Annotated in this window: 20 protein-coding genes; 8 read left to right on the forward strand and 12 right to left on the reverse strand. The window is 47.6% G+C overall.

What is annotated here, in order from left to right:
- Positions 1-136: 136 nt before the first annotated feature.
- The 12 genes from dnaB to dnaA all read right to left on the reverse strand — a co-directional run bounded on the left by dnaB (position 137) and on the right by dnaA (position 15,370).
- On the reverse strand, positions 137-1,567 hold the full coding sequence (gene dnaB / locus MZO40_RS02345; RefSeq protein ID WP_088770332.1) for a replicative DNA helicase: 1,431 nt from the start codon (positions 1,565-1,567) through the stop codon (positions 137-139).
- Between the two features lie 15 nt (positions 1,568-1,582).
- Complete coding sequence (gene rplI, locus MZO40_RS02350) at positions 1,583-2,035, reverse strand: 50S ribosomal protein L9 (protein ID WP_050338056.1); 453 nt, start codon at positions 2,033-2,035, stop codon at positions 1,583-1,585.
- A gap of 13 nt (positions 2,036-2,048) precedes the next feature.
- Positions 2,049-4,061 (reverse strand): DHH family phosphoesterase, encoded by a 2,013-nt coding sequence (locus MZO40_RS02355; protein WP_050338057.1) that lies wholly within the window; start codon positions 4,059-4,061, stop codon positions 2,049-2,051.
- A gap of 176 nt (positions 4,062-4,237) precedes the next feature.
- Entirely contained in the window at positions 4,238-4,474 is a 237-nt protein-coding gene (rpsR, locus tag MZO40_RS02360) for a 30S ribosomal protein S18 (RefSeq protein WP_003637273.1), read from the reverse strand.
- Between the two features lie 38 nt (positions 4,475-4,512).
- On the reverse strand, positions 4,513-5,106 hold the full coding sequence (gene ssb, locus MZO40_RS02365) for a single-stranded DNA-binding protein (protein WP_050338058.1): 594 nt from the start codon (positions 5,104-5,106) through the stop codon (positions 4,513-4,515).
- Between the two features lie 36 nt (positions 5,107-5,142).
- Positions 5,143-5,442, reverse strand: coding sequence for a 30S ribosomal protein S6 (gene rpsF / locus MZO40_RS02370; protein WP_003637271.1), 300 nt, complete (start codon positions 5,440-5,442; stop codon positions 5,143-5,145).
- A gap of 638 nt (positions 5,443-6,080) precedes the next feature.
- Entirely contained in the window at positions 6,081-8,633 is a 2,553-nt protein-coding gene (gene gyrA, locus MZO40_RS02375) for a DNA gyrase subunit A (RefSeq protein ID WP_245117462.1), read from the reverse strand.
- Positions 8,634-8,862: 229 nt separating this feature from the next.
- Positions 8,863-10,809 carry a DNA topoisomerase (ATP-hydrolyzing) subunit B gene (gene gyrB, locus MZO40_RS02380; RefSeq protein WP_003637269.1) on the reverse strand — a complete coding sequence of 649 codons (1,947 nt, stop codon included), beginning with the start codon at positions 10,807-10,809 and terminating at the stop codon, positions 8,863-8,865.
- The gene (gene recF / locus MZO40_RS02385) at positions 10,806-11,930 is read right to left on the reverse strand and encodes a DNA replication/repair protein RecF (protein WP_050338060.1); all 1,125 of its coding nucleotides are present in this window, start codon (positions 11,928-11,930) and stop codon (positions 10,806-10,808) included. The genes gyrB and recF overlap by 4 nt, the downstream gene beginning before the upstream one ends.
- Entirely contained in the window at positions 11,931-12,164 is a 234-nt protein-coding gene (gene yaaA / locus MZO40_RS02390) for a S4 domain-containing protein YaaA (protein WP_003637267.1), read from the reverse strand.
- A gap of 523 nt (positions 12,165-12,687) precedes the next feature.
- The gene (gene dnaN, locus MZO40_RS02395) at positions 12,688-13,827 is read right to left on the reverse strand and encodes a DNA polymerase III subunit beta (protein WP_003637266.1); all 1,140 of its coding nucleotides are present in this window, start codon (positions 13,825-13,827) and stop codon (positions 12,688-12,690) included.
- A 175-nt stretch (positions 13,828-14,002) separates the two neighbouring features.
- A complete protein-coding gene (dnaA, locus tag MZO40_RS02400) occupies positions 14,003-15,370 on the reverse strand; it encodes a chromosomal replication initiator protein DnaA (protein ID WP_303635065.1) in 1,368 nt (455 codons plus the stop codon).
- A gap of 507 nt (positions 15,371-15,877) precedes the next feature.
- Here dnaA and rpmH point away from each other — a divergent pair.
- The 8 genes from rpmH (at position 15,878) to mnmG (ending at position 26,392) form a co-directional block, all read left to right on the forward strand.
- Positions 15,878-16,012, forward strand: a complete 135-nt coding sequence (gene rpmH / locus MZO40_RS02405; RefSeq protein ID WP_003640225.1) for a 50S ribosomal protein L34 — start codon at positions 15,878-15,880, stop codon at positions 16,010-16,012.
- A gap of 112 nt (positions 16,013-16,124) precedes the next feature.
- Complete coding sequence (rnpA, locus tag MZO40_RS02410) at positions 16,125-16,469, forward strand: ribonuclease P protein component (RefSeq protein WP_003640224.1); 345 nt, start codon at positions 16,125-16,127, stop codon at positions 16,467-16,469.
- 15 nt (positions 16,470-16,484) lie between these two features.
- A complete protein-coding gene (gene yidC, locus MZO40_RS02415) occupies positions 16,485-17,318 on the forward strand; it encodes a membrane protein insertase YidC (protein WP_088770334.1) in 834 nt (277 codons plus the stop codon).
- An 835-nt stretch (positions 17,319-18,153) separates the two neighbouring features.
- Positions 18,154-19,791, forward strand: coding sequence for a peptide ABC transporter substrate-binding protein (locus tag MZO40_RS02420; protein ID WP_252133074.1), 1,638 nt, complete (start codon positions 18,154-18,156; stop codon positions 19,789-19,791).
- Between the two features lie 132 nt (positions 19,792-19,923).
- Positions 19,924-21,177 (forward strand): amidohydrolase family protein, encoded by a 1,254-nt coding sequence (locus MZO40_RS02425; RefSeq protein ID WP_252133075.1) that lies wholly within the window; start codon positions 19,924-19,926, stop codon positions 21,175-21,177.
- Positions 21,178-21,721: 544 nt separating this feature from the next.
- Positions 21,722-22,837, forward strand: a complete 1,116-nt coding sequence (gene jag, locus MZO40_RS02430; protein WP_105961091.1) for an RNA-binding cell elongation regulator Jag/EloR — start codon at positions 21,722-21,724, stop codon at positions 22,835-22,837.
- 231 nt (positions 22,838-23,068) lie between these two features.
- On the forward strand, positions 23,069-24,460 hold the full coding sequence (mnmE, locus tag MZO40_RS02435) for a tRNA uridine-5-carboxymethylaminomethyl(34) synthesis GTPase MnmE (RefSeq protein WP_003640219.1): 1,392 nt from the start codon (positions 23,069-23,071) through the stop codon (positions 24,458-24,460).
- An 18-nt stretch (positions 24,461-24,478) separates the two neighbouring features.
- Positions 24,479-26,392 carry a tRNA uridine-5-carboxymethylaminomethyl(34) synthesis enzyme MnmG gene (gene mnmG / locus MZO40_RS02440; RefSeq protein WP_003640218.1) on the forward strand — a complete coding sequence of 638 codons (1,914 nt, stop codon included), beginning with the start codon at positions 24,479-24,481 and terminating at the stop codon, positions 26,390-26,392.
- Positions 26,393-26,468: the final 76 nt, after the last annotated feature.

Below are 26,468 nucleotides of genomic sequence, written 5' to 3' on the forward strand. Positions count from 1 at the left end.
ATCCGTCTACTTTTCATCATAGCAAAATTTATTCAAAATAACAGGGGCATTTATATTTTGATTACCTGGCTCTCATCCGGTCCCCCAAAAAAGCCAGCTAAAAAAGCCCCCTTAAGGACAATTAAGGAGGCTTGGTTTAAGCTTGCGGATCCTGTGCATAGGATACCGACGAGAATTTATTGAATGGTTTGACGAATAATAATTTGACTGTTCCCCGCGCACCGGCACGGTTCTTTTCAATGATGACTTCCACTTCACCAACGTCTTCGGAAGCGTCCTGCTCACGAGGATCACCACCGTTAAAGTCGCCGCCACCACCGCCAAAGTTACCGCCGCCATCTTCATCGTCGCCGCCTTCACGTTCGTAATAATCTTCCCGGTATAGGAAGGCAACGATATCCGCATCTTGTTCAATTGATCCAGATTCACGAATATCAGACAGCACTGGGCGCTTATCTTGACGTTGTTCAACGCCACGTGACAATTGAGATAGCGCAATGACGGGCACGCCGAGTTCCTTTGCCAGCTTCTTCATTTGCCGTGAAATTTCAGAAACTTCTTGTTGCCGGCTTTCGGTATTACTACCTTCGATCAGCTGCAAGTAATCGACAACGATCAGGCCCAGGTTACCTTGTTCCTTCGCCAACCGCCGACTCTTGGCACGAATTTCAGACATCTTGATCCCAGGCGTGTCGTCAATGAAGATGCTGGCCTTGGAGAGACTCCCCATCGCGACCACCAAGTGTTCCCACTCTTCTTCATTCAACTGCCCCGTTCGCAAGTGGCCGGCATCGATACTACCTTCAGCACACAGCATCCGGTTAACTAACGATTCGGCCCCCATTTCAAGACTGAAAATTGCCACTGTCGTATCGGTTTTAGTCGCCACGTTTTGCGCAATGTTTAAGACAAAGGCCGTCTTACCAACGGCCGGCCGGGCTGCCAAGATAATCAAGTTATCCGGTTGCAGTCCCGCCGTCATTTTGTCGAGTTCGGCAAAACCAGTCGGTAATCCGGTAATATCATCGTCATTTTGGTATAACCGGTCGATTTCTTCGATGGACGCATTCAACACATCCGAAATCGACTTGAACCCACTCTGATTACGCTGTTCCGACACGTTCATGATGTCGCGTTCGGCATCATCCAACAACGTCGTCACGTCGTCATTTTCAGTATAGGCTTTTTGCGTGATTTCCGTCGCGGTCTTGATCAACCGCCGCACTGTGGCTTTTTGCGCCACGATTTTAGCATAGTAGCCCGCATTAGCGGCAGTTGGTACTGAACCAGCCAGTTCAGCAATGTAGCTCATCCCACCGACGTCTTCCAATTGATTTTGGGCCGTCAATAAATCGCTGACCGTCACCGCATCAATCGCTTCGTCCCGGTCGTTCAAGGTCACCATGCTAGCAAAAATGATTTGATGTGCGCGGCGATAGAAATCTTGCGCTTCGACAAACTCCATGGCTTCCACGAGGGCGTCACTATTCAGGAAAATGGCCCCTAAGACCGCTTTTTCAGCTTCAATATTTTGTGGTGGGGTTTGATCCAGCACATCGTTGTTCATTTATGATCCGTCCTTTTACTTTTCGACAACGTGCACGCGAATTTTCGCCGTTACTTCTGGGTGTAACTTAACGGGCACGTTGGTGTAACCTAATACCCGAATTGGTTCTGGCAATTCGATTTTACGTTTATCTAACTTGACTTGGTATTGGTCAGCTAAAGCCGTGGCAATTTGTTTGCTAGGAATTGAGCCGAACAAACGGCCATCAGTACCAGCCTTAGCCTTCAATTCAACGACTGTTTCGTCAGCTTCAAGCACCGTTTTGACTTGCTTAGCTTCCGCTAACTCTTCGGCAGCCCGGGCTGCTTCGGACTTCTGTTCAGCCTTCAACGTATTGATGGCTGCTTTGGTGGCTTCCTTCGCCAATCCTTTTTTGATTAAAAAGTTAGTGGCGTACCCATCCGGCACGTTCTTGATTTGACCACGTTTTCCTTTTCCACGAACATCACTCAAAAAAATAACTTGCATCTTGTCTTCACTCCTAATTAGATTCTGAATCGGTCGTATCAGTGGCCGTTAACAAATCAATCAATGATTGTTTGACCTCATCAACCGACTGGCCTTCAATCTGAGTTGCGGCATTAGATAAGTGACCGCCACCACCCAGTTTTTCCATATAAACTTGGACGTTGATCTCGCCTAGCGACCGTGCGGAGATGCCGACTCGACCGTCTTCACGGCGCGTAATCACAAATGACGCGTCGACGCCTGACATGGACAACAGTGAATCCGCAGCTTGGGCCGCCGTCACCGGATCATATACTTGGTCGTTTTCACCAACACAGAGCGCCATGTCCTGGTTAACAAACTCAACCGTCTCAATGAGGTGATTGCGTTGGAGATAACTATCGACATTTTCCTTCATAAACTGTTGTACGAGCAGCGAATCAGCACCCGCTGAACGTAAGTAACTAGCCGCATCGAAGGTCCGTGAACCAGACCGCAATGAGAACGACTTGGTATCAATTACGATCCCCGTCAACATTGCAGTGGCTTCGATCTTATTAATTGGTTCCGCATCATGAGACTGATATTCGAACATCTCAGTAATCAGCTCACACGTCGATGAGGCATATGGTTCAATATAAACCAAAACTGGGTTTTCTGGAAATTCTTCGCCCCGACGATGGTGGTCAATAATCATGACGCGATTTTCAAGCCGTTCATAAAGCGCTTGCGACATTGAAATACTTGGCTTAGAATGGTCGGCCATAATCAATAAACTTTGGTCAGTGGCCTTTTCGAGGGCCTCCTCTGGTGAAATAATCGAAGCTTCGATATCTTCATCAGACTTCAATTGATCTAGTAACCGTTGAATATCTGAATGGACATTTTGTTCATCCAAAACGATCCAACATTGTTTGTCATTCATTTTGGCGATCCGCCGAATACCCAAGCAGGCCCCCACCGCATCCATATCTGGTTGGCGATGCCCTTGGACAAAGACCTGGTCGGACTGATTCATCAATTCCTGTAGGGTCTGACTAATCATCCGTGCCCGGACCCGCGTCCGTTTTTCCATCGGGTTGGTCTTACCACCATAGAAGCGTGCTGGTTCATCTTCAGCCTTCACGACAACTTGGTCACCACCCCGCCCTAACGCCAGGTCCATGTTACTTTGCGCTAAGTCGGCTAAATTATTCATGTTCCGTTCGCCGTAAGCAATCCCAATACTCAACGTTAATGGGAAGTTTTGCTTCGAAGTCGATTCTCGAATGCGGTCCAAGATGCGGAACTTATTTTCTTCGACCCGGCGCAAACTGCTTGCGTAGCCGAGTAAGAAAAAGTGGTCATCATCGAGCCGCTTCAAGTACATGCCAAACATCTGCGTCCACTTGGACAATTCGTTGGTCACGTAATTATTCAAATTGGAAATGTCCGTATCCGTCATCGACTGGGTGATCTCATCGTAGTTATCGAGGAAAATCTGACCAATCACTAACTTTTCGTCTTCAAACTGGTCGGTCAGTTCAGCGTACTTGGTGACGTCCATCATATAGACGGTATTGGTGCTCTGTTGGACGCGTAAATCAAATTGATAGTCTTGCCAGCGAATCGTGGCTGGTTCGTCCATATGCGCGCTCAGCGTCTCTGCCAAGGCTGGATCGATATCTTCCAAGCGATAACCTAAGACGTCCTTATCACCAAAATACCGTTGCAGATAAGGATTGACCCATTCGATGGTCTGATCAGCGTTAAAAATCATCACACCAATTGGCATCTGAATCAAGGCTTCCTGCTCACCGCGTTTGATACGATAAGACAAATCCGAAATATATTCGTTAGCACTCGAGCTCAGCTCAATTAGCGTATTGTAGGACATCACGCCTGCCATCACAATTAAGATGAGGACAACTGTCCCAAAAATCCAATTCATCAAATAACCGGTCACGAGCATAATTAGCGACAAGCCAAAAATAACCAGCGCTAAGAGCCGTAACTGTTGGTTTTGTAAGAAAAATGGAATTTTTTCGCGCGAAAAGATCTTTTTCATTTTAAAAATCCCTCAAGCCTTCTCAGTAATGTCTATATTTTATCACAAACCACCATTTGCTTCAGCGATTGGTGTTGAACAACGTAAACGCTTTATTTGCCGTAGCTAGCTAGTCTTCGCCATTTTCAGGGTAAATAAAAACCACAGCACTGAAGTCTGTGGTTTTAAATGACTGATTAGTCTTCGGATACGAATGCTAATAAGCCCATGATCCGTGCACGCTTGATAGCGATCGTTAAAGCACGTTGGTTCTTAGCACTAGTCCCAGTTACACGACGTGGCAAAATCTTTCCACGTTCTGAAATGAAACGACGTAATAAGTCAGTATCTTTATAATCGATGTATTCGATATGGTTAGCGGCGATGAAGTCGACTTTACGACGACGACGGCCACCTCTTCTTTGTTGTGCCATTGATAGTTCCCTCCTCGATGTCTGTCTAAGCAATTAGACTAGAATGGTAAATCATCATCCGAGATATCAATCTGATCGCCATTATTCGCAAATGGATCGGCTTGGTTATTGTTCGCACTGCTTGATGGTGCGGCACTGTTCGCATTACCGGCGTTACCATTTCCAAATGGGTTGTTGTTATTCGCTGATGATTGTTGAGGAGCCGCATTTTGGCCTTGATTACTATACCCACTATTATTGTTGTAATTCGAATTACCATTGTTGTAATTGTTATTACTACCACCATTAGCAGCCTGATGACGTTCAGACTCTGCACGTGATTCTAGTAGTGAGAAGTTTTCAACGACAACTTCTGTAACGTAAACTCGTACCCCTTGTTGGTTTTCGTAGTTCCGGGTTTGAATCCGGCCATCGATTCCAACAAGCGAGCCTTTATGGGTGAAGTTAGCAAAGTTTTCAGCAGCTTTACGCCAGATGACGCAGCTGATAAAATCTGCTTCACGTTCCCCATTTTGATTCGTGAATTGACGGTTCACGGCAATTGTGAATGTCGCGACGGCGGCACCACCATTCGTGTAACGTAATTCCGGATCTCTTGTTAGTCGGCCAACAAGAATTGTACGGTTAATCATGCAGAAGCGCTCCTCTCTTGAAATTAATTTTGTCTATTAGTCTTCGCGTTTAACGATCATGTGACGTAAGATGTCATCATTGATCTTTGAAAGACGGTCGAATTCGTTCAAAGCAGCATCGTCAGTAGCTGTTAAGTTAACGATATGGTAAGTACCTTCGTTAAAGCCACCGATTTCGTATGCGAAACGACGCTTTGACCAGTCTTTTGAATCAATTACTTGCGCACCGTTATCAGTTAAGATTTTGTCAAAACGATCAACTAAAGCTGTCTTAGCAGCATCGTCGATGTCGGGACGTACGATGTAAGTAATTTCATATTTCTTTGATTCACTCATGAAATTTGCACCTCCTTATGGACTTCAGGCCCTTCTCTGCGAAGAGCAAGGAAAGTAATCTAGCAAACGCCAGATACTCACGAATTTAAAGTATATCATCTAAATCAGTTTGTTGCAAGGGTTGAAGCGGCCGACTGTTACAAAAAGATCCTGAATCCGTTACATCAGTTAGTTACGCAGAAGTGGGGTAATTTCCGTTTTATTTCCCGGGAAATATTTTTATTTTCTGAAAGTTAAGGCCAATTTTGCACGTGGCGCCCCAACTCGGGGTTGAATGTACCACCACACATTGCATAGATTGCCGAACTCGCTCAACCTCGTTATTGTCAGCTAGTTGTTATTTAACATTAGCGCAGAATCTTTTAATCAAGATTTGTCTGACAGTTTAATGACAAACTTGCTGTCTGCTAGAAATCAACAACCATTTCAATCCAAATTAAGTCCGCACATGTCTGCCTTTCGAATGCCATCCCTGCCTGGAAGCCAGTGTAGGACGTCCCTACAACAGCAGGTCTCTGCAAAGCTCGCCCCTTTTCCAGCGGTTCTAAGCTGGCGGCTTTTGACCTTGGGGCCTTCCCGATTTAAGTTCAAAAAAAGCTTCGCGAACACTGCCGCGAAGCTTTAAAATCATTAATTCACTATTCAGATGAATCGTCTGAACTATCCGTACTATCTGAACCGTCTGAACCAGTCGTGCCGTCGTTTGGCGTAGCGGCTGGGGTTTCTTCAACTGACGCAGTCTCGCTTGCGGCTGTGTCATCAGTGGTGCCTTCAGTTGCGTTAGTATCCGTTGGTTCGTCACCTTCAGGCTCTGGATCGACCTTGGCCATCGTGGCAACTTTGCCGTCATCGTCTAAGCGAATCAAGCGAACACCTAACGTGGCCCGGCCAGTTTGTGAGACCGTCGCAATGTTGAAACGAATCATCACCCCTTGGTTGGTCATGACCATGATGTCTTCTTGACCGTCAACTGTCGTCAAGCCAGCTAAATGACCGTTCTTGTCAGTCACGTTCGCCGTCTTGATTCCTTTACCACCACGACCCTTGATTGGGTAATCAGCGGCTGGCGTTTGTTTCCCATAGCCTTTTTCAGTGATGATAAAGACGTTGCTGTCAGGTTTCAAAACGTCAAAGCCAATGACAAAGTCATCGTCGCGGAGGCGAATCCCACGAACCCCAGAAGCCGTCCGACCCATCGAACGTACCGTAGTTTCATCGAAACTGACCGCATAACCGTCATGGGTCCCGATGATCACGTTCTGGTGACCGTCAGTAATCGTGACGCCAATCAATTCGTCGTCATCCTTCAACGTAATCGCCTTTAAGCCGTTACTCCGGATATTGGCAAATTCTTGAACCGGTGTCCGTTTAACGACCCCGTTGACCGTGGTGAAGAACAGGTAGTTGTCTGACGCACTGGCATCGCCCGTAACGTTAACGACCGCCTGAATCTTCTCACCGGAATTAACGCCCAATAGGTTGATGACTGGAATCCCCTTAGCGGTCCGGCCGTATTCAGGAATTTCGTAGGCCTTCATCCGATAGACCTTACCAGCATTCGTAAAGAAGAGTAAGACATCGTGCGTCGATGTCGTTAAGAGGTGCTCGATAAAGTCATCATCGTGCACGTCCATCCCTTGAATCCCACGGCCACCACGATGTTGCGACTTAAATTCAGTCGTTGGCAAGCGTTTGATGTAGCCATTGTGCGTCAAGGTCACGGCAACTTCTTCTTCTTCAATCAAGTCTTCGTCTTCGATACTTAAGACTTCACCGACCATGAGTTCAGTCCGGCGCTTGTCACCAAATTTCCGTTGAATTTCCATTAATTCTTCGTAGATGATTTGGTTGATGCGTTCCTTGCTGCCTAGAATTTCTTTGTAGTCCGCGATCGACTTCAGTAAGTCTTGATACTCACTCTCAATCTTTTCACGTTCCAAGCCGGTCAGGCGAACTAACCGCATATCCAAGATGGCTTGGGCCTGTTTGTCTGACAAACCGAAGTTATCCATCAATTGGTTCTTAGCGATTTCACTCGTTTCAGACTGACGAATGATCCGAATGATTTCGTCGATATGGTCAAGCGCGATTCGTAACCCTTCTAGAATGTGGGCCCGTGCTTGGGCCTTCTTCAAGTCGAATTCCGTCCGCCGCCGAATAACGTCTTCTTGGTGTTCCAAGTAATAGATCAAGATCTGCTTGAGACTTAAGACTTTCGGCGCACCCTTGACGATGGCCAACATGTTGAAACCAAAGTTCGTCTGCATCAACGTCATCTTGTATAAATTATTCAAGATAACGGAGGCACTGGCATCCCGGCGAACATCAATCACGATCCGCATCCCTTCACGGTCACTTTCATCATTGATGTCGGTAATGCCTTCGATTTCTTTGTCCCGAGCCAGGCCCGCGATTCGTTCAATCAACTTGGCCTTATTGACCATATATGGTAATTCGGTCACGATGATCCGTTGCTTGCCGTTCTTCTGGTCTTGAATATCGACCTTGGCCCGCACGATAATGTTACCGCGTCCGGTCTGGTAAGCTTTCCGAATACCAGATTTACCCATGACAATCCCGCCAGTTGGGAAATCTGGTCCTGGTAAGACTTCCATCAAGTCCGCAGTCGTTGCATCCGGATTGTCCATCAACAAGTGAATGGCAGAAATAACTTCAGCCAAGTTATGCGGTGGAATGTTGGTCGTCATCCCAACGGCGATCCCGGTCGCCCCGTTGACTAATAGGTTAGGGAAACGGGCAGGTAAAACTGCTGGTTCCCGTTCCGTATCGTCATAGTTAGGTTGCCAATCAACCGTGTCTTTATTAATATCGCGCAGCATTTCAACCGCGATTTTACTCATCCGGGCTTCGGTATACCGCATGGCAGCGGCACCATCACCATCGACGGAGCCAAAGTTCCCGTGACCATCGACTAGCATGTAGCGATAACTAAAGTCTTGGGCCATCCGCACCATTGACTCGTAAATTGCGGAGTCACCGTGGGGATGATATTTCCCCATGACGTCCCCGACGATCCGGGCCGATTTCTTATAAGGTTTGTCCGGCGTCACACCCAGTTCACTCATCCCGTAAAGGATCCGCCGGTGCACTGGTTTTAATCCATCTCGCACATCCGGTAACGCCCGCGCCACGATAACACTCATGGCGTAACTTAAGAATGACGTCCGCATGGTTTTGGAGAGGTTCACATCCGAAATGCGATTGTTTGATAAATCTGAATCAGCCAAAATATTCGTCCTCCTTCATCCATTTTGCCGCGATTAAAGCTCGTTTAATAATATGTCTACTGGGCAGTCCTACCGCCTAATCGGTTGAGCAGAACTGACGGATTGACCAGGTCATTAACTAACCATGCCAATGTCTCCCAGCCACTCAGCGTTGAACCACTAAGCTGACACACTAAACATCCAGATCCTGGACGAACTTGGCATTATCTTCAATAAATTCCCGGCGCGGTTTGACTTGGTCGCCCATTAACATCGAGAAGACGCCGTCAGCATCGGCTGCATCTTCATCACGAACGCGCAAAAGCCGCCGCTTGTCTGGATCCATGGTCGTTTCCCATAATTGTTCCGCGTCCATTTCACCAAGCCCCTTGTACCGTTGCACAACTGGCTTTGGTGATGGGGCCAATTGTCCCAAGACCTCGCTCAATTCTTCATCGGAATCGATATACTTCACGAATTTACCTTGGCGCACTTGATACAACGGTGGCTGGGCAATATACACGAACCCAGCGTCCACTAACGGCCGCATATACCGGTAGAACAACGTTAAGAGTAACGTCCGAATATGCGCACCATCGACATCGGCATCGGTCATGATGATCAACTTGTGGTAGTTGGCCTTGCTCAAGTCGAAGTCACCACCGAAACCAGTGCCCATCGCTGTAAATAGTGACCGAATTTCTTCGTTAGCTAGAATCTTATCGATGCTGGCCTTTTCGACGTTTAAAATTTTCCCCCGGATTGGTAGGATTGCTTGCGTTAACCGCGAACGCCCCTGCTTAGCTGACCCACCGGCGGAATCCCCTTCGACGATGAATAATTCACTGATTTCAGGGTCTTTACTGGTGTTATCGGCTAATTTACCGGGCAGATTACTGATTTCAAGTCCGCTCTTCTTCCGCGTCACTTCCCGCGCACGCTTGGCAGCGACCCGGGCCTTGGAAGCAAGCATCCCTTTATCAACCACTTTGCGCGCAACACTTGGGTTTTCCATCAAGTACTTACTGAAGTGTTCTGAGAACAAGCGATCCACTGCAGCCCGCGCATCGGAGTTTCCCAACTTGGTCTTCGTTTGACCTTCAAATTGTGGATCCGGGTGCTTGACACTGACAACGGCCGTCATTCCTTCACGCACGTCTTCACCAGATAGGTTCGCGTCGCTTTCCTTCAACAGGTTATTTTTACGCGCATAGTCGTTGATGACCCGCGTTAAGGCGCGTTTGAACCCTTCTTCATGGGTCCCACCTTCGTAGGTATGAATATTGTTGGTAAACGTCATCAGATTGCTGTGGTAGTCATCCGTATATTGGAGTGCGACTTCCACAGTGATACCGTTTTGTTCCCCTTCCACGTAGATTGGTTCTGGGAACAAGACCGTCTTGTTCTTATCGAGGTATTCAACGTAGTGCCGAATCCCACCTTCATAGAGAAAGTCGTCTTCAGTCGGTTCGTCTGGTCGATTGTCGCGAATCGTGATACGCAGGCCCTTGTTCAAGAAGGCCAGTTCACGAATTCGTGTCGTTAAAATATTAATATCATAGGTCGTCGTTTCACGGAAAATATCTGGATCCGGCACAAAATGAACGGCCGTTCCATGCGCATCGTCCGGCGCGTCACCGATAATCTTCATCGGTGTCTTCACTTTCCCACGTTCAAAGTCCATGTAATAAATGTGGCCGTTCCGCGTGACTTTAACATCCAGGCTTGAGGACAGTGCGTTAACGACTGAGGCCCCAACCCCGTGCAGACCACCGGAGACTTTATAACCGCCACCGCCAAACTTACCACCGGCATGTAGAATCGTATAAACCGTTTCGAGGGCTGGTTTACCAGTCTTTTCTTGGATATCGACTGGAATCCCCCGCCCATTATCGGTTACCGTGATACTGTTATCCTTTTCAACGGTCACGTGAATGACGTTTGCAAATCCTGCCAACGCTTCATCGATCCCGTTGTCCACGATTTCCCAGACCAAATGATGGAGACCTTGGCTACTGGTGGTACCGATATACATTCCGGGACGTTTCCGGACAGCTTCTAATCCTTCCAAAACTTGAATCTGACTGGCATCGTATTCACGAGCCTGTTCAAGTTTGGTTTCTTTTTCGTTTTCGGTCAATGCGGTTCCTCCTCTTGTAAAGTGCCGTGACTAACTTCAAATACTTTTGGCGCATTAATTAATTTGCGGGCCACCCCGTCGAGACTCGGCGTGGTTAAAAAGGTCTGCACTTTATCTTGTATCGCTGTCAGCAGATGGGTCTGCCGCGCAGCATCTAATTCTGATAAGACATCGTCTAATAATAGGACTGGGTATTCCCCGGTCTCCGCTTTCATCAGATCAATTTCAGCAAGCTTAACCGACAAGGCGGTCGTCCGCTGTTGGCCTTGGGAGCCATATGTTTGGACATTTTTCCCATTGACACCAAACTGCAAATCGTCGCGGTGGGGCCCTAAGAGGGTCGTGCCTTGAAAGATTTCTTTGGCTTGCTGCTGCTCATACAAAGCTTGTAGCGTTTGATAAATATGGTCGACCGATGTCTGGTCGGCATCTGGGACTTGTGTGACATAGTGAAAGGTCAGTTGTTCTTGCTGCTGCGTGATTTCGCTGTGAACGGCCTGGGCCCACTGTTCGAGTTGTTGCAATAATTCCAGTCGTTTATGGATGATCTCCGCGCCAAATGCCGCTAACTGGTCTGATAAAACGCCCAAATAGACCTTATCCTTGGCTTGTTGCCGATTCAACTGCCGTAAATACTGATTACGCTGTTTTAAAATCGTGCGGTACTGGCTCAAGTTATAGAGGTATTTCGGACTCATCTGACCAAATTCCATATCCATAAAGCGCCGCCGAACTGAAGGCGCGCCTTTGACGATTGATAAATCTTCGGGCGCAAATACAATGACGTTCAAATTACCCACGTATTGGGATAACTTGGCCTGTTCGAGGTGGTTCACCTTGGCCCGTTTGCCCCGTCGACCGAGCTCAAGCTCCAGTGGGACGGTACCGGTACTTTTATGTAACCGGCCTTGCAACGTCGCCGTAGTGGCCTGCCAACGAATCAGTTCTTTGTCATTAGCAGTTCGGTGACTACGCGTTAACGCTAACACGTAAATGGCCTCTAGCAGGTTGGTCTTGCCCTGGGCGTTCTCACCGAGTAATACATTGACACCCCGACTAAAATCAATGGTCAGATCCGCGTAGTTTCGAAAATCATGCAAGACTAAATTTTCTAAGTACATCTAATCAGTCGTTTCTTGATTTGAGCGAATAAAAAATGACCCGTTGTCTTCAACTTCAATCGTATCGCCTGGATAAAGTTTCCGACCCCGCCGATCATCTGGTTCACCATTCACTAATACGGTCATTTCTTTTAAAAACCACTTGGCTTGACCACCTGACCCGATGATGGCCGTTTCTTTTAAGAGCTGCCCCAGTGTCATATATGGGGTATTGATATCTATTGGCTGTTTCACAATGTCACCTGCCTATCTGATTACAAGCTATTAAACGATCGTCTGAAGTGTGACGCACACTCCTAACAGGTTATATTATACTTGTTTTTTAATGAAAATTCAATTTATAACCGCGCTCAGAGCCATTTTAAGCCGATTTAAGCCATTTAAATATCGGGATACTAACCCCGGGGTAAATTTGCTGAAATTCGCAAAAATGGCGGATATTCATAAAATATCTTGTTTTTTCGCACACAAATTAGCTGAAAACGCAACTGTTGATTCTCGGATTAGTCAGTAATCGTCTGAAATTGATCAGTCAGTCTCCTCAGTCAGCACTTGCTATGGGCCTTAACGACACGTCGGTCATCAGCGAGCACCACCACTTATTTTTGAATATGCACGATTTAGAACTTCAAAAGTTACACCACAACAAACTAGCGGCTGTACCAGCATTCTGGCAGTTTTAACTGCAGCTAAAAAGGCGCCCAATCTGCATGCGATTGGGCGCCTTTTACTTGTAATTGTATATTTATTCAGCTAATTAGAAAGTCCGAACTGGCGTGATCAGTTGGATGAAGTTTTCGCCTTCTTCAGTTGGAACCAACGTGAATGGGCGTAATGCCATCGTGAATGAAATCTTGATCATCGCTTGGCCGAATGAACGTAAAGCTTCTTTCATGTAATCAGGGTTGAACGAAATTTCAAGTTCATCACCAGCTAAGTCGGTCGGTTGCAACTGTTCGGTTACTTCACCGACATCTGGTGAGTTCCCAAAAATCGTGATGGTTTTGTCCGTTGGGTTAACGGAGAAACGAACCACGTTATTGCGGCTTTCGTGTGAGAGCAAGGATGCCCGTTCGATAGCTGCGGATAATGCGGGTGCTGAAATTTCGACCGTCGTATTGGATTCTTTAGGAATCAAGCGGGACGTGTCTGGATAATTGCCTTCCAGTAACCGGGAATAAAACGCCGTGTTACCAAGCACGAAGAGCACTTGATTTTCAGATAAGCGCATTTGAACATCTGGGTTATCATCGCCGATCATCCGGGATAGTTCCGTGAGACTCTTCCCAGGGATAATCACGTCATAGTTGGCATTATTGGCTTCTGGTAACTTGATGCGGCGTTGACTTAACCGGTGTGAGTCGGTTGCGACGGCTAGGAATTCACCATTGGCCAAAATAAAATGAACCCCGGTCAAGATTGGCCGACTTTCTTGATTAGAAACGGCAATAACGGTCTGTCCGATCAATTCTTTGAGCACGTCACCGGCTAACGTAATGGTATTCGTCGTGTCGATTTCAGGTAAGTGCGGATAATTTTCAGGGTCCAAACCATTGATGGTAAAGGAAGCTGCACCAGAAGTGATCTGGGTCTGGAAACCATCCGTAACGTTAACGGTCATGGTATCTTCTGGTAATTTCTTAACGATTTCACTGAAGAACCGTGCAGGTAATACGATGGAACCAGCATCTTCAACGACTAACGTATTGTTGTCATCACTGGCCGGAATCGTCGTTTCGATTGAAATATCGGCGTCACTACCAGTTAAGGTAATGGCATCGGTACTAACGTCTAATTTTAAGCCAGTCAAAATTGGAATCGTCGTCTTTGAAGAAATTGCGCGTTGGACATTATTTAATTCTTTGATGAACGCTGATCGATTGATCGTGAATTTCATAAGTTAAATCCCCTCTTTCTAGCGACGGGCACTAGATATAGATTAGTAATAAAAGTTCGTAGTAATAGTAGAGCAGTGGGTACTGTGGAAAACTAAGTAAAAGCTAACGGCTATTGAGTTTTCCACATGTGCATAAGTTGTGGAAAACTTTTTTAGTTATTCTTTTTTATCCACACTACGATTTAAGCTGACCAGTCAGATCACCCACGGCTTTTTGTAACTCGGGGTCGGTTTTGAGGGCCTTCGTTATTTTGTCATGGGCGTGAATGACGGTCGTATGATCCTTGCCACCAAATTCGTTCCCGATCCGTGGGAGTGAACTTTCTGTCAGTTCGCGTGAGAGATACATGGCGATTTGGCGCGGAATCACGATTTGTTTGTTGCGTTTCTTCCCTTTAAGGTCAGCCATTGAAACGTGGAAATACTTGGCGACCTTTTCCTGAATGACGGGAATTGAGACCTCTGATAGTTTACTGCTAAGGTGCAAACTCTTCAACGCATCGGCCACTAAACTAGTGGTAATTGGCGAATTATTGAGTCGCGAATAAGCTTGAACGCGGGCCAGTGCCCCTTCTAGTTCACGGACATTAGAATCGATTTGCCCGGCAATATAACTGAGCGTATCGTCGGGAATCTCGATGCCTTCTAAATCAGCTTTATTCCGCAAAATGGCGATCCGTGTCTCGAGGTCTGGAGGCGTAATATCAACGGATAAGCCCCATTTGAATCGCGACACTAACCGATCTTGCAGTTGCGGAATTTCGTTTGGCAACCGGTCTGAAGTGAGCACGATTTGCTTATCATCTTCATATAAAGCATTAAATGTATGGAAGAACTCTTCTTGCGTTGCTTCCTTATTGGCAAAGAATTGAATATCATCGACTAATAACAGGTCGACGTTGCGGTATTTTTCCCGAAACGCTTCCTGTTTTTTCGTTTGGATGGCATTGATCAATTCATTGGTGAAGGATTCGCTAGTGACGTATTTGATGTTACTAGTCGGATCGGTTTCTAACAATTTGTTACCGATAGCGTGCATTAGGTGGGTTTTGCCCAGACCAACGCCCCCGTAGAAAAACAACGGATTATACATTGTCCCGGGCTCTTCCGACACAACTAACGCTGCGGCATGGGCCATTTGGTTCCCCTTGCCGATGACGAAAGTATCAAATGTATATTTCGGGTTGAGTTTCGTTTCCCGCATAAATGTGGGGGTAGTTGCGGTTGTTGGTTGTTGTCCCGCAACGTTACCGGTAGTCGCCTGCGCGTCGTTATCACGCGTAAGCTGCTGACGTTCTTCTTCCGTTATCATCACCGGCCGGATCTGCTCGTTAGTCGCTTGCATCGCAATGTCCGTGAACTTTGCGGCCAAGTTTTTCTCCCAGTAATCACGATGAAGTTGTGTTGGGACTTCGATCGTCATCTGGGCCTTATCGAGTTGGAGCGGTTTTGCCGGTTCGACAAACGTTTGAAACGTGATCTTGGATAGATCTTGTTCCATAGAGAACTTAATGAGATTCCATAAGTCATTACGTTCCAGCACGTGGATACCCCTTTTCTTAAAAAACGTAATTCTATTTTAGCATGAACATATCGAGTTTTCCACAGGTGGACAAGTTAAAGTTAAGAGAATTCACAGGGTGGTGATTGACAATCCACAGGCTGTCGAAAAATAAACTGTTTTGAGTAAAATTAACAGTTATCCACAAAAACGAGTTTAAAACTAGCCTTGATCTAGCAGCCTTTAAAATGGTTATGCACACAAGAAATACGTCCTGTGGATAACTAAATAACACCCCGTGATTTTGTCGAAAAGTCTGTGGGCAACCTGCGAATAACGGAAAGTTGTGTTTGGGTCGTCCACAATGTCATTCGCAACTAACCGGTCGTTAGTCCAGCAATCAGGTGAACGAAAATTAAATTTACTGGTTTTCAAATAAAGTAAAATATGCTATAGTAGTCAGGAAATGCATTTAGGATGTAAACTGCGTTTTGAAAATAACGACTTAATCGAATTGATTCATGTCATTATGGAGAAGGAGGTGTCATGATGAAGAGAACTTACCAACCAAAGAAGCGCCATCGTCAACGTGTACATGGCTTCCGCAAACGGATGAGCACCAGTAATGGCCGCAAAGTGTTAGCCCGTCGCCGCCAACGAGGCAGAAAAGTATTGTCTGCATAGGCCACTGATTATCAGTGGCTTTTTCTTTACAGTCCTGGACCGAGTGTTTAGGGCTGTAAAGTCGTGTAGCAATTCGCTCAGGTGAGCTTGAGCGCACACATGGAGATGGATTATGCGAAAATCATATCGGGTAAAAAAGGAAACTGAGTTCCAACAAGTTTTTGAGACCCGCAACTCGTATGCCAATCGTCAATTTGTCATTTACGTTTTGGAAAAACCGGGGCAACCTCATTTCCGCGTGGGTATTTCAGTCGGTAAAAAGATTGGGAATGCCGTTGCGCGTAACTGGGTCAAACGCCGGATTCGGCAATCAATCACCGAGCTAAAGCCGCAGCTTAAGCAAGATGCGGACTTCCTCGTCATTGCCCGACCAACCGTTGCCGGTAAGTCGCAAGCCGAAACCAAAGCTTATCTAAGCCATGCGCTAAAGCTAGCGCACCTGCTGGACAATGATTAAAGTGAGGACATTCGTTTGAAAAAGTACAGAAAAATACTGGCAATGCTGGCCGTACTAGCACTTGTACTAGTTTTGAGTGGGTGTAGCAATACCCCCATCACGGATAAGAGTACCGGATTTTGGGATGGCTTGATCATCTTGAACTTCTCACGGGCGATTATTTGGTTATCAAACTTGTTCGGTCATAGTTATGGTCTCGGGATCATCGTCTTTACGTTGATCATCCGGGTCATCATCTTACCATTGATGATCTTCCAAACCCGCAACATGGTAGCCATGCAAGAGGTCCAACCGCAGATGAAGGCTTTACAAAAGCAATATTCATCACGGGACATGGAAACTCAGCAAAAGCTCCAAGCGGAAATGAAGAAGTTGTACGCCAAGCATGGTGTGCATCCAATGGCCAGCATGTTGCCATTGCTAGTTCAGTTGCCAATCTTGATTGCATTGTACCAAGCAATCTGGCGGACCCAAGTCCTGAAGACCGGTTCGTTCTTATGGCTTCAATTAGGTAGTAAGGACCCGTACTACGTCTTGCCGATTCTGGCGGCGATCTTCACGTTCGCCAGTTCCTGGTTAGCGATGAAGTCGCAACCAGAGCAAAATGGGATGACGACTTCGATGACGTACCTGATGCCCGTGATTATCTTGATTACGGCCATCAACGTGCCATCAGCCTTGTCCTTGTACTGGGTGATCTCTAACGCATTCCAAGTTGGACAAACCTTGCTCCTTCAAAACCCATTCAAGATCAATCGCGAACGGGAAGCCAAGCAAAAAGCAGAACGAGAACGCAAGCGGGCTTTGGAAAAAGCTAGAAAGCGTGCGATTCGCAATCATAAACGTTAAATACAAATGGACCTGCCGTGTGGTGGGTCTTTTTTTGTGCCCCAAGTTTATTTTTACTGAACGGTCAAAATTCGCCGTCCGGGTATTTGTCAGCCGGGGATGTATTCTAGTCTGAACTGCGAGGCTGTCTGACAGTGCTGGAACAAGATACTTCAACCCTGACAATCCTCAGTGATGAAATGCTACTTAGTAAGCGTTGTGTGCTTGGCTATTGGAAGACCAGTATTTAAGAAGTGGGTGGTCGACTTAAAGCTGTGTCGCGTTCCGGCATTGTCAGAAATTTCTGGAAGCTGGCGTAAAATGAATCTATCACTGTAGGTTTACGCCGATTTGCACTGTTTCCAACGGGCCTAAGCTGGCTGTCTTAAGAACGTGCATTTTTTAACCATCCATGAATAGGCCTGATACGATAGCAATCTGCTATCCACATTTGCGCGCGCACTTAAAAAATTCGAAAAAAGATTTGACAAATTCAAAAATCACCGCTAAGATGTGAATCACATTAAAAAATAATTAGATTAAACGAACGGCCATCGAGGAGTCGGTTATCAGTCAGTCACAGAGAGTCGCGGCAGCTGCAAAGCGACCTGCACTGATCACTCAAAGTCGATAGCTAGTGAGCAGTCGTGTGAAGCGGCTGCCGGTTGTACCCGATAGCGTACCAACATATCGTCAATTCATTTGGCCGTATGTAAGTGGCGAGTTGTCCTGACTCGCAAATGAGGTGGTACCGCGTGAAGACGTCCTTTTAAGCAATAGCTTAGTGGGACGTCTTTTTGTGTTTATCGGACGCCAGTTTAAGCTGATTAAGATCATACATATGGAGGGATTAGGGATGCAGGCAAAGTATACATATAGCATTATTGGGGTTGTGAGTGCCTTATTATTAACCGGCTGCTTAGGAACGGTCTCTAATTCTTCAAAGACGACCAGTGCGGCTAATCAGAATAAGACGTTGGGCATCACGATTCCTGGGGAGCCAATGACCAGTGATCCAACCACGTCGATTGAAACCAATGGTGGTGCCGTCATTACACAAACCGGCGAAGGCATTTATCGCAAAAATGCGAATAATAAGATCGTCGCGGGGGTCGTTGAAAAGAAGGTCAAACCGACTGAGAACAAGACCCGTTACACGTTTACGATTCGGAAGAATGCGCGCTGGCAGAATGGGACGAAGATCACGTCACAAGACTTTGTCACGGCATTACGGCGGCAGGCTAATCCGAAAACGAAGTCACAAAATCTAGATGCAATCAGTTACATCAAGAATTTCGATGCGGTCAATAAAGGGAAGATGGCGGTCAATAAGCTAGGTGTCACAGCGATCAACAAGCGCACGTTTTCAATTAAATTGAGCAAACCCGTGCCGTATATGAATTACGAGTTCACGAGTTTTTACCCACTCAATACGGCCGCCGTTAGCAAGTACGGGTCCAAGCTCGGTAGCAATTCTGCGACAACGGTTGCGAACGGGGCCTATGTCATCAAGGGCTGGAAAGGATCCAATGATAGTTGGTATTACGTCAAGAACAAGTATTACTGGAATGCCAAAAATGTCAAAATCAAGCGCATCAAAGTCACGGTGACCAAGGACGATAATACCGCGCAGAACCTATTTAACGCTGGGACCGTGCAAGTGACTAATATTTCGGGACAATACGTCAAGAATAATGCGAACAATAAGGAGATGACGGTCACCAAAACTGGGCGGAATAATTACATTTACTTCAATAGTAAGAAGTCGGTCACGGCTAATGAGAATTTCCGGCACGCACTGAGCCTCGTCGTTAATCAGAAGACGTTGGCCAAGGATGTGCTGCAGGATGGCTCGCAAGCGGCAACGAACATCGTCCCGAAAAACTATGCGAGTGATCCAACGACCGGTGAAGATTTCGTCAAGGAAGTCGGCAATCTATCGCCAACGAATATTAAGAAGGCCAAGCAATATTGGCAAAAGGCCCAACAAGAGCTAGGCAAGCAGAAAGTCACGTTGAACTTCTTGTGTGATGACACGGATACCGAGAAGAAGCTGGCAGAATACGTTCAAGGCGTTGCTGAGAAGTATTTGAAAGGTGTAACGATCAAAATCGTGGCGGTGCCACACGTGACCCACGTTTCACGAGATTTCACGGGGAACTTCGACCTAGTCACGGTTGGCTGGGGCCCGGATTATCCGGATGCGCAGAACTTCTTGGATGGCATGCAGAGTTCTAACAGCATCAACTTCACCCAGTGGAAGGATGCCAAGTATGATGCGTTGATGGCGAAAGTCTCCGACACGGCCAAATACACCGCCGCACAACGGTGGGCCTATGAGAAACAAGCTGATCGCCGGTTGATGAAGCTAGCCGCGGTCATTCCAACTTATCAAGCCTCATCCGCGTTCTTGGTCAGCAAGGATGTCGGTGGATTGAAGTGGGATGAGTTTTCTGGAACGGCCAGTCAACTTCAATATGCTTATTGGAAATAATAGATAACCCTGAAAGGTGGTGAGGCGTGGTGGCCAGTCAGTTAAAGAACCAACAATGTTGTGATGAAAACGATGGTCCGTTACCGTTATTGGACGGGATGCGACCTGCCAAAATGAAAGGAAGTCATTATTATGACCAAAACCAACTATATCAACGCCTCAATCTACAGTTCAGAAAAGCAAACGTTTATCGACAATCAGTTTATGACCGTTGACGATACAACTGGTAAAATCATCGCGATTGGTACCGGGACACCCGATACGATTGCTGAACAGACGACCGACATGCAAGGTAAGTACGTGATGCCGGGGATCATGAACGCGCATACGCATATCACCAGTATTCCAACGTATTGGTGGCATGATGGGCAAGAAGACCGCCATCCAGCGTCTCGTGAATACAATACGATGTACGCCATTCGCAATATGCAGGATATGATCAATCATGGCGTCACCTACATCCGCAATGTGGGGGCCCAATATGATATTGACGTCGCCATTGCAAAAATGCAACGCGAAGGTAAGATTGCCGGACCCCGCGTAATGACGTCTGGGCAAGCCTTCTCGATCACAGGTGGTCACGGTGCGGATGGCGGTCATGAAGTTGATGGTGTTGACGCGGTGATTCACGGCGTTCGGCAAGCGCTCAAGATGGGCGTTGACAATATCAAGATGATGGTCACGGGCGGCGTGCTTCGCAATGGTGAAACGCCGGATGACATTCAATTTAACTTCGAAGAGGTCCAGGCAGCGGTTGAAGAAGCCCATCATAAAGGCAAGACAGTTGCGGCCCATGCCCAAGGTAATGCGGGTGTCAAAGAAGCCGTTCAAGCCGGCGTCGATACGGTTGAACATGCCTTTGATATTGATGATGAAACCATTGAAATGATGCGTAAACACGGCACGGTCATTGTGCCGACGATGAATGCGATGTATGCCATTTATAAATATGGTGAAAAGACTGTGCCAGCCTGGGCGCGCGAAAAAGTTATCGTGAACATCAAGAAACACTTCGCAAGTATCACGAAGACCGCTGCAGCGGGAATCCCAATTGCGATGGGGACGGATGCCGGGACGCCGTACAACGGGTTCGAGGATGAATCCGCTTATGAAATGCAGCTCTATGTCGATAAAGCGGGGATGACACCGGCTCAAGCCATCGATACAGCGACGATCAACTGCGCGCGGGCGATGCATGTGGATGCCGAATACGGGACGATTGCGGCCGGCAAATTCGCGGACTTTATTGCAATGACGGCCAACCCAATCGAAGATATTCGCGTGATTCAGCATGACAAAGACGTCTTCCAACACGGTATCCAAGTCCATCAGGCGGCCCAGGTGGCAGATGTTGAAGAAAATGAACCAGTGCGGCAAGTGGGCTAAGATTGGTCGGATGCCTGCTGGGTGTGGGCAACGGGCAGTGCTGAACAATAATCTGAACGAGATGGTCAGTAGTCTGAACAAAAGCCATTTTGAAGGCGACAGTTTACTTTGAAACCGATCAACCAGTCGGCACGCAATGATGGCTAATCAACTGAATACTTAGGTTAATGACGAACCGATTTTCTAGGATAGTACTGCTAGAAAATCGGTTTTTCGCTGGAGATGGATGAACGACTGAATGGTTAATGGCCATGAATCTGGATCAGACCAAAACGAGTGCACTGTCGATGTTGGGAGGCTAGGCGTCGATTTCTATTGCCCAGGTGCTAGTTTAGTAGGATTCCAACTAGCGCCTAGTTCTAGCACGGTCGCCATAGATAACGGTGTAATCTAGTGAATGTGGATCACGGCTGCACGACAAATGCAGGTCGTTACGCCCGCCGAATCGTTGTAAGGGTTCATTAAGTGTTGCTAGTCAGCTGTTCGCAAGGGGAATGGTAATGCTATAATGAGAACAGGATTGTTAACGAGGAGGATTTAAGTCATGACAGTATTTGAAGGTAATACCGTCGCGGCCGCAATTGCGGCCGGTTTAAAACAACTGCACCGAACACGCAATCAGGTGACTGTGGAAGTCATTGCTGAAGCGAAGAAGGGCTTTTTAGGGCTGGGAAAACAGCCGGCTCAAGTTAAAATAACGGCGGTGCCGGCCTCCACAGCAGCGGAAACCACGACTGCAGCTAAACAGCCACAGACCGCTGAAACGACTGACCAGTCGGCGGCGCTTCAGCGTCCAGCAACGTCATCAGCACCCGCATCCGCTGAAACGTCGCCAGCTAAGTCCATTGTGACCCCGGATGTCAGCACGGGTCCCGTCGTTCCTGGTGATGCTGGGTTAGCGGATGAGACGGTTGCCCCGGCAGACGCAACACGGCATTCAGCCAACGCTCAGCCTACTGAAGTGCAGGACGTTGAAACTAAAGTGAGTGCTGCTGGCAAGCCTCAAGCTGGCGTTGAAACCGAAACGACGACTAAAGTGGCAGCCACTAAAGCGGTGAATACGCAGGACGCCGACCACCAAACCAATGGCAAGGCGGCTAAATCGGCAGCGCCCAATGCCAAACCGGCTAAAGCGAAAGCAGCGCATGACGCAGCAACCACCCCAACGCCACGGACGCCGGCAGAAATTGCCGCCCGCCAAGCTGCTAACGAAACGGCGATTCGGGATTTGAGTGCCTACTTATTGGAAGTCGTCAAGCAACTGGGCATTGCCGCGGACCTCGATGTTGATTTTGGCAACCGGTACGCGACGTTGAACTTCAACACCGCCAAACAGGGCTTGCTGATTGGGAAGCATGGGCGCACCATCAATGCGTTGCAAGATCTCGCGCAAGTCTATATGAATCACCACGGCGCTTCCCACGTCAACGTCGTCTTGGATGTCGATGATTATCGCGATCGGCGCGTGGCGACCTTGAAGCGTTTAGCTGAAAGTACGGCGCGGGAAGTAATTGCGACTGGCAAGCAAGTCTTCCTAGACCCGATGCCGTCGTTTGAACGCAAATTGATCCACGCTGAATTGGCCAATAACCATCACGTCACAACTTTTTCAGAGGGACGGGAGCCGCATCGCGCCGTGGTTGTTGCGATTCGGAAATAGTTCATAACGGTGAACGCAAACAGGCGTTTGACAAACTCCGGGTGAGCTATTATAGTAGGTGTTAATCATTCTTATCTTTTAGATAAAGTAGTCAAAGTGCTTTATCCACGCTTTAAGGTGGCGTGGACTAGGCGCTTTTTTTCTGCATTTTAGGACATATTATTAACTAATTGTAAGTAAATTTGGTATGGTATTAGGCGATGAAACGCTGACAAGAAAGGACATGATGGTATGCCAACGACCACAGAATTTGATACGATCGCGGCAATTTCAACGCCGCCTGGTGAAGGTGGTATTTCAATTATTCGGATTAGCGGGGACCAGACGTTTAACGTGGTCACCCAGATTTTCAAGGGCAAGGACCTGAGTCAGGTCAAATCCCATACGATCAACTATGGGCACATTGTTGACCCGGACACGCATCAAGAAGTCGATGAAGTGATGGCGTCTGTGATGCGCGCACCTAAGACCTATACCCGCGAAGACGTGGTCGAAATCAACTGTCACGGGGGCCTGGTTGCGACTAACGAAATTTTACAATTGATTTTGAGTCACGGTGCGCGGATGGCGGAACCCGGTGAATTTACCAAACGGGCCTTCTTAAATGGTCGGTTGGACTTGTCACAAGCGGAAGCCGTTATGGATCTGATTCGCGCTAAGACGGATAAATCCATGAAGGTCGCCCTAAACCAATTAGATGGTGATTTGTCGAAGCTGATCCGGCATTTACGCCAGGATATTTTGGACGTTTTAGCTCAAGTCGAAGTTAATATCGATTATCCAGAATACGACGCGGTCGAGACGATGACGACCAAGATGCTGAAGGAAAAGGCCACTGAAGTTGCGCAGAGCATCGACCAATTGTTGGCGACGGCGAAGCAAGGGAAAGTCCTACGTGAAGGACTAGCGACCGCCATTATTGGCCGGCCAAACGTCGGAAAATCGAGTCTGCTCAATCATCTGCTACACGAAGATAAAGCAATCGTGACGGATGTTGCCGGGACGACACGTGATGTTATCGAAGAATACGTCAATGTTCGCGGGGTGCCGCTCAAACTGGTCGATACGGCCGGAATTCGCGACACTGAAGATAAAGTCGAAAAAATTGGGGTCGAACGCAGTCGTAAAGCAATTGGCGCTGCCGATTTAGTGCTATTAGTCCTAGACAGCAGTCGGCCGTTGACCACGGAAGACCAGGAATTGTTGCAAGAAACAGCGCAGTCGAAGCGGATCGTGATTTTAAACAAGACGGATCTGCCCGCCCAGCTGGACCAAGCTGAACTTGCAAAATTCGTGGACCCCAAAGACGTGTTGAGCATGTCCGTCCTCGAACAGAGCGGCGTGACGCAATTGGAACAACGGATTGCCAAGATGTTCTTCAGTGAAGGCATTGAAAGTAATCAAAACAGTGTTATGGTCACGAACGCCCGCCACATTGGTTTGCTTAACCAAGCCAAACAGGCGCTACAAGACGTTCAGACGGGCTTGGCCGCTGGCATGCCAGTGGACTTGGTCCAAATCGACATGACCCGTTGCTGGGAATTTCTCGGTCAAATTACCGGGGACAGCTATGAAGATGAATTATTAGACCAGCTATTTAGCCAGTTCTGTCTGGGTAAGTAGTGGTAGGAGGAAATTGTAATGACAGAAGTAAAGCAGTATCAGGGCCGCGACTATGATGTGATCGTCGTTGGTGCTGGTCATGCCGGTTCAGAAGCTGCACTAGCCGCTGCCCGGATGGGAAACCGGACACTTTTAATGACCATTAACCTGGATATGGTGGCATTCATGCCATGTAACCCGTCCGTCGGTGGCCCGGCGAAGGGAATCGTTGTTCGTGAAATCGATGCGTTAGGTGGCGAGATGGGCCGCAACATCGATAAGACTTACGTTCAGATGCGGATGCTCAATACGGGTAAGGGTCCCGCTGTCCGTGCATTGCGGGCCCAAGCTGATAAGCATGCGTACCACTCAGAAATGAAGCATACGATCGAACGTGAACCTAACCTGACGTTACGCCAAGGCATCGTTGATGGTTTGATCGTCGAAGATGGCGTCTGCAAAGGGGTCATCACGAATACGGGGGCCCATTATCGTGCCAAGAGTGTCGTGTTGACGACTGGAACGGCTGCGCGTGGGAAAATCATCATTGGTGAATTAATGTATTCATCTGGTCCAAACAACTCACAACCGGCAATGAAGCTATCCGGTGACTTGGAACGCTTAGGCTTCAAGCTGGAACGGTTTAAGACCGGGACGCCACCACGGGTCGATGGCAATACGATCGATTACAGTGTCACCGAAGAACAACCCGGTGATCCAGAACCCCATCACTTTAGTTTTGAAACGAAGGATGAAGACTACCTTGATTTAAAGCACCAGTTATCTTGCTGGTTAACGTATACCAACGAGACGACGCACAAGATCATTCGGGAAAACTTAGACCGGGCACCGATGTTTACGGGTGTCATTGAAGGTGTCGGTCCGCGTTACTGCCCATCGATCGAAGATAAAATCGTGCGGTTCGCGGATAAGAAGCGCCACCAACTCTTCTTGGAACCAGAAGGCCGGAATACGGACGAATGGTACGTTCAAGGGTTGTCAACGTCGATGCCAGAAGAAGTTCAACAACGAATCTTACACTCCATCAAGGGGTTGGAAGATGCTGAAATGATGCGGCCGGGTTATGCAATCGAATACGATGTCGTCGCCCCTTATCAATTAAAGGCCACGCTGGAGACGAAGCTCATCAAGAACTTGTATACCGCTGGTCAAACGAACGGGACGTCTGGTTATGAAGAAGCCGCTGGTCAAGGCTTGATGGCCGGTATCAACGCCGGTTTGCGGGCACTCGACCGGGGTCAATTCACCTTGAAGCGTAGCGATGCCTACATCGGGGTCATGATTGATGATCTGGTAACGAAGGGGACCAACGAACCTTACCGGCTGTTAACGAGTCGGGCCGAATATCGGTTGATCTTGCGTCACGATAACGCGGACTTGCGATTGACGGACAAGGGTCATGAATTAGGCTTGATTGACGACGACCGGTATGCGGCTTTTGAGGCCAAGCGGCAAGCAATCAAAGACGAACTTGACCGTTTGGGCAAAATCCGTATCAAACCTAACGATGACGTCAATGCCTTCTTACGGGCCCACAATTCTGGTGAGCTGAAAGATGGGGTTCTCGCTGCCGATTTCTTAAAGCGGCCAGAAGTGCGGTACGCTGATTTGATGAAATTCATCCCAGCGGCGCCAGAACCATTGGAACGCCACATCATTGAACAAGTTGAAATTCAAATCAAATACGCAGGTTACATCGAAAAAGCGGAAGAACGCGTTGAACGTTTGAAGAAGATGGAAGCTAAGAAGATTCCGGACCGGATCGACTATGACGCCATTGACGGTCTCGCAACTGAAGCTCATCAAAAGCTGAAGAAGATCCAACCAACCACGATTGCACAAGCGTCTCGAATCAGCGGTGTTAACCCCGCTGATATTGCAATCTTGAGTGTTTACATTCAACAGGGCCGGATTGCGAAGGTTAAGGACTAGGCTTAAGCCGATAAGCGCTGGTGACCTGAATTCTGGGTCGTGTTGAATCAGTGGTGCTTGCGTTAGGAATCAGTGC

Source organism: Lactiplantibacillus sp. B652 (assembly GCF_023806745.1).
Lineage (GTDB): Bacteria > Bacillota > Bacilli > Lactobacillales > Lactobacillaceae > Lactiplantibacillus > Lactiplantibacillus pentosus.

Bases quoted from the DNA above. Each gene is read 5' to 3' on its own strand.
- mnmG (WP_003640218.1), top strand. From the start codon at position 24,479: ATGACAGAAGTAAAGCAGTATCAGGGCCGCGACTATGATGTGATCGTC.
- MZO40_RS02355 (WP_050338057.1), bottom strand. From the start codon at position 4,061: ATGAAAAAGATCTTTTCGCGCGAAAAAATTCCATTTTTCTTACAAAAC.
- MZO40_RS02420 (WP_252133074.1), top strand. From the start codon at position 18,154: ATGCAGGCAAAGTATACATATAGCATTATTGGGGTTGTGAGTGCCTTA.
- MZO40_RS02425 (WP_252133075.1), top strand. From the start codon at position 19,924: ATGACCAAAACCAACTATATCAACGCCTCAATCTACAGTTCAGAAAAG.
- rpsF (WP_003637271.1), bottom strand. From the start codon at position 5,442: ATGAGTGAATCAAAGAAATATGAAATTACTTACATCGTACGTCCCGAC.
- recF (WP_050338060.1), bottom strand. From the start codon at position 11,930: ATGTACTTAGAAAATTTAGTCTTGCATGATTTTCGAAACTACGCGGAT.
- rpsR (WP_003637273.1), bottom strand. From the start codon at position 4,474: ATGGCACAACAAAGAAGAGGTGGCCGTCGTCGTCGTAAAGTCGACTTC.
- dnaB (WP_088770332.1), bottom strand. From the start codon at position 1,567: ATGAACAACGATGTGCTGGATCAAACCCCACCACAAAATATTGAAGCT.
- gyrA (WP_245117462.1), bottom strand. From the start codon at position 8,633: ATGCGGACGTCATTCTTAAGTTACGCCATGAGTGTTATCGTGGCGCGG.
- jag (WP_105961091.1), top strand. From the start codon at position 21,722: ATGACAGTATTTGAAGGTAATACCGTCGCGGCCGCAATTGCGGCCGGT.
- dnaN (WP_003637266.1), bottom strand. From the start codon at position 13,827: ATGAAATTCACGATCAATCGATCAGCGTTCATCAAAGAATTAAATAAT.
- rpmH (WP_003640225.1), top strand. From the start codon at position 15,878: ATGAAGAGAACTTACCAACCAAAGAAGCGCCATCGTCAACGTGTACAT.
- ssb (WP_050338058.1), bottom strand. From the start codon at position 5,106: ATGATTAACCGTACAATTCTTGTTGGCCGACTAACAAGAGATCCGGAA.
- rplI (WP_050338056.1), bottom strand. From the start codon at position 2,035: ATGCAAGTTATTTTTTTGAGTGATGTTCGTGGAAAAGGAAAACGTGGT.
- mnmE (WP_003640219.1), top strand. From the start codon at position 23,069: ATGCCAACGACCACAGAATTTGATACGATCGCGGCAATTTCAACGCCG.
- rnpA (WP_003640224.1), top strand. From the start codon at position 16,125: ATGCGAAAATCATATCGGGTAAAAAAGGAAACTGAGTTCCAACAAGTT.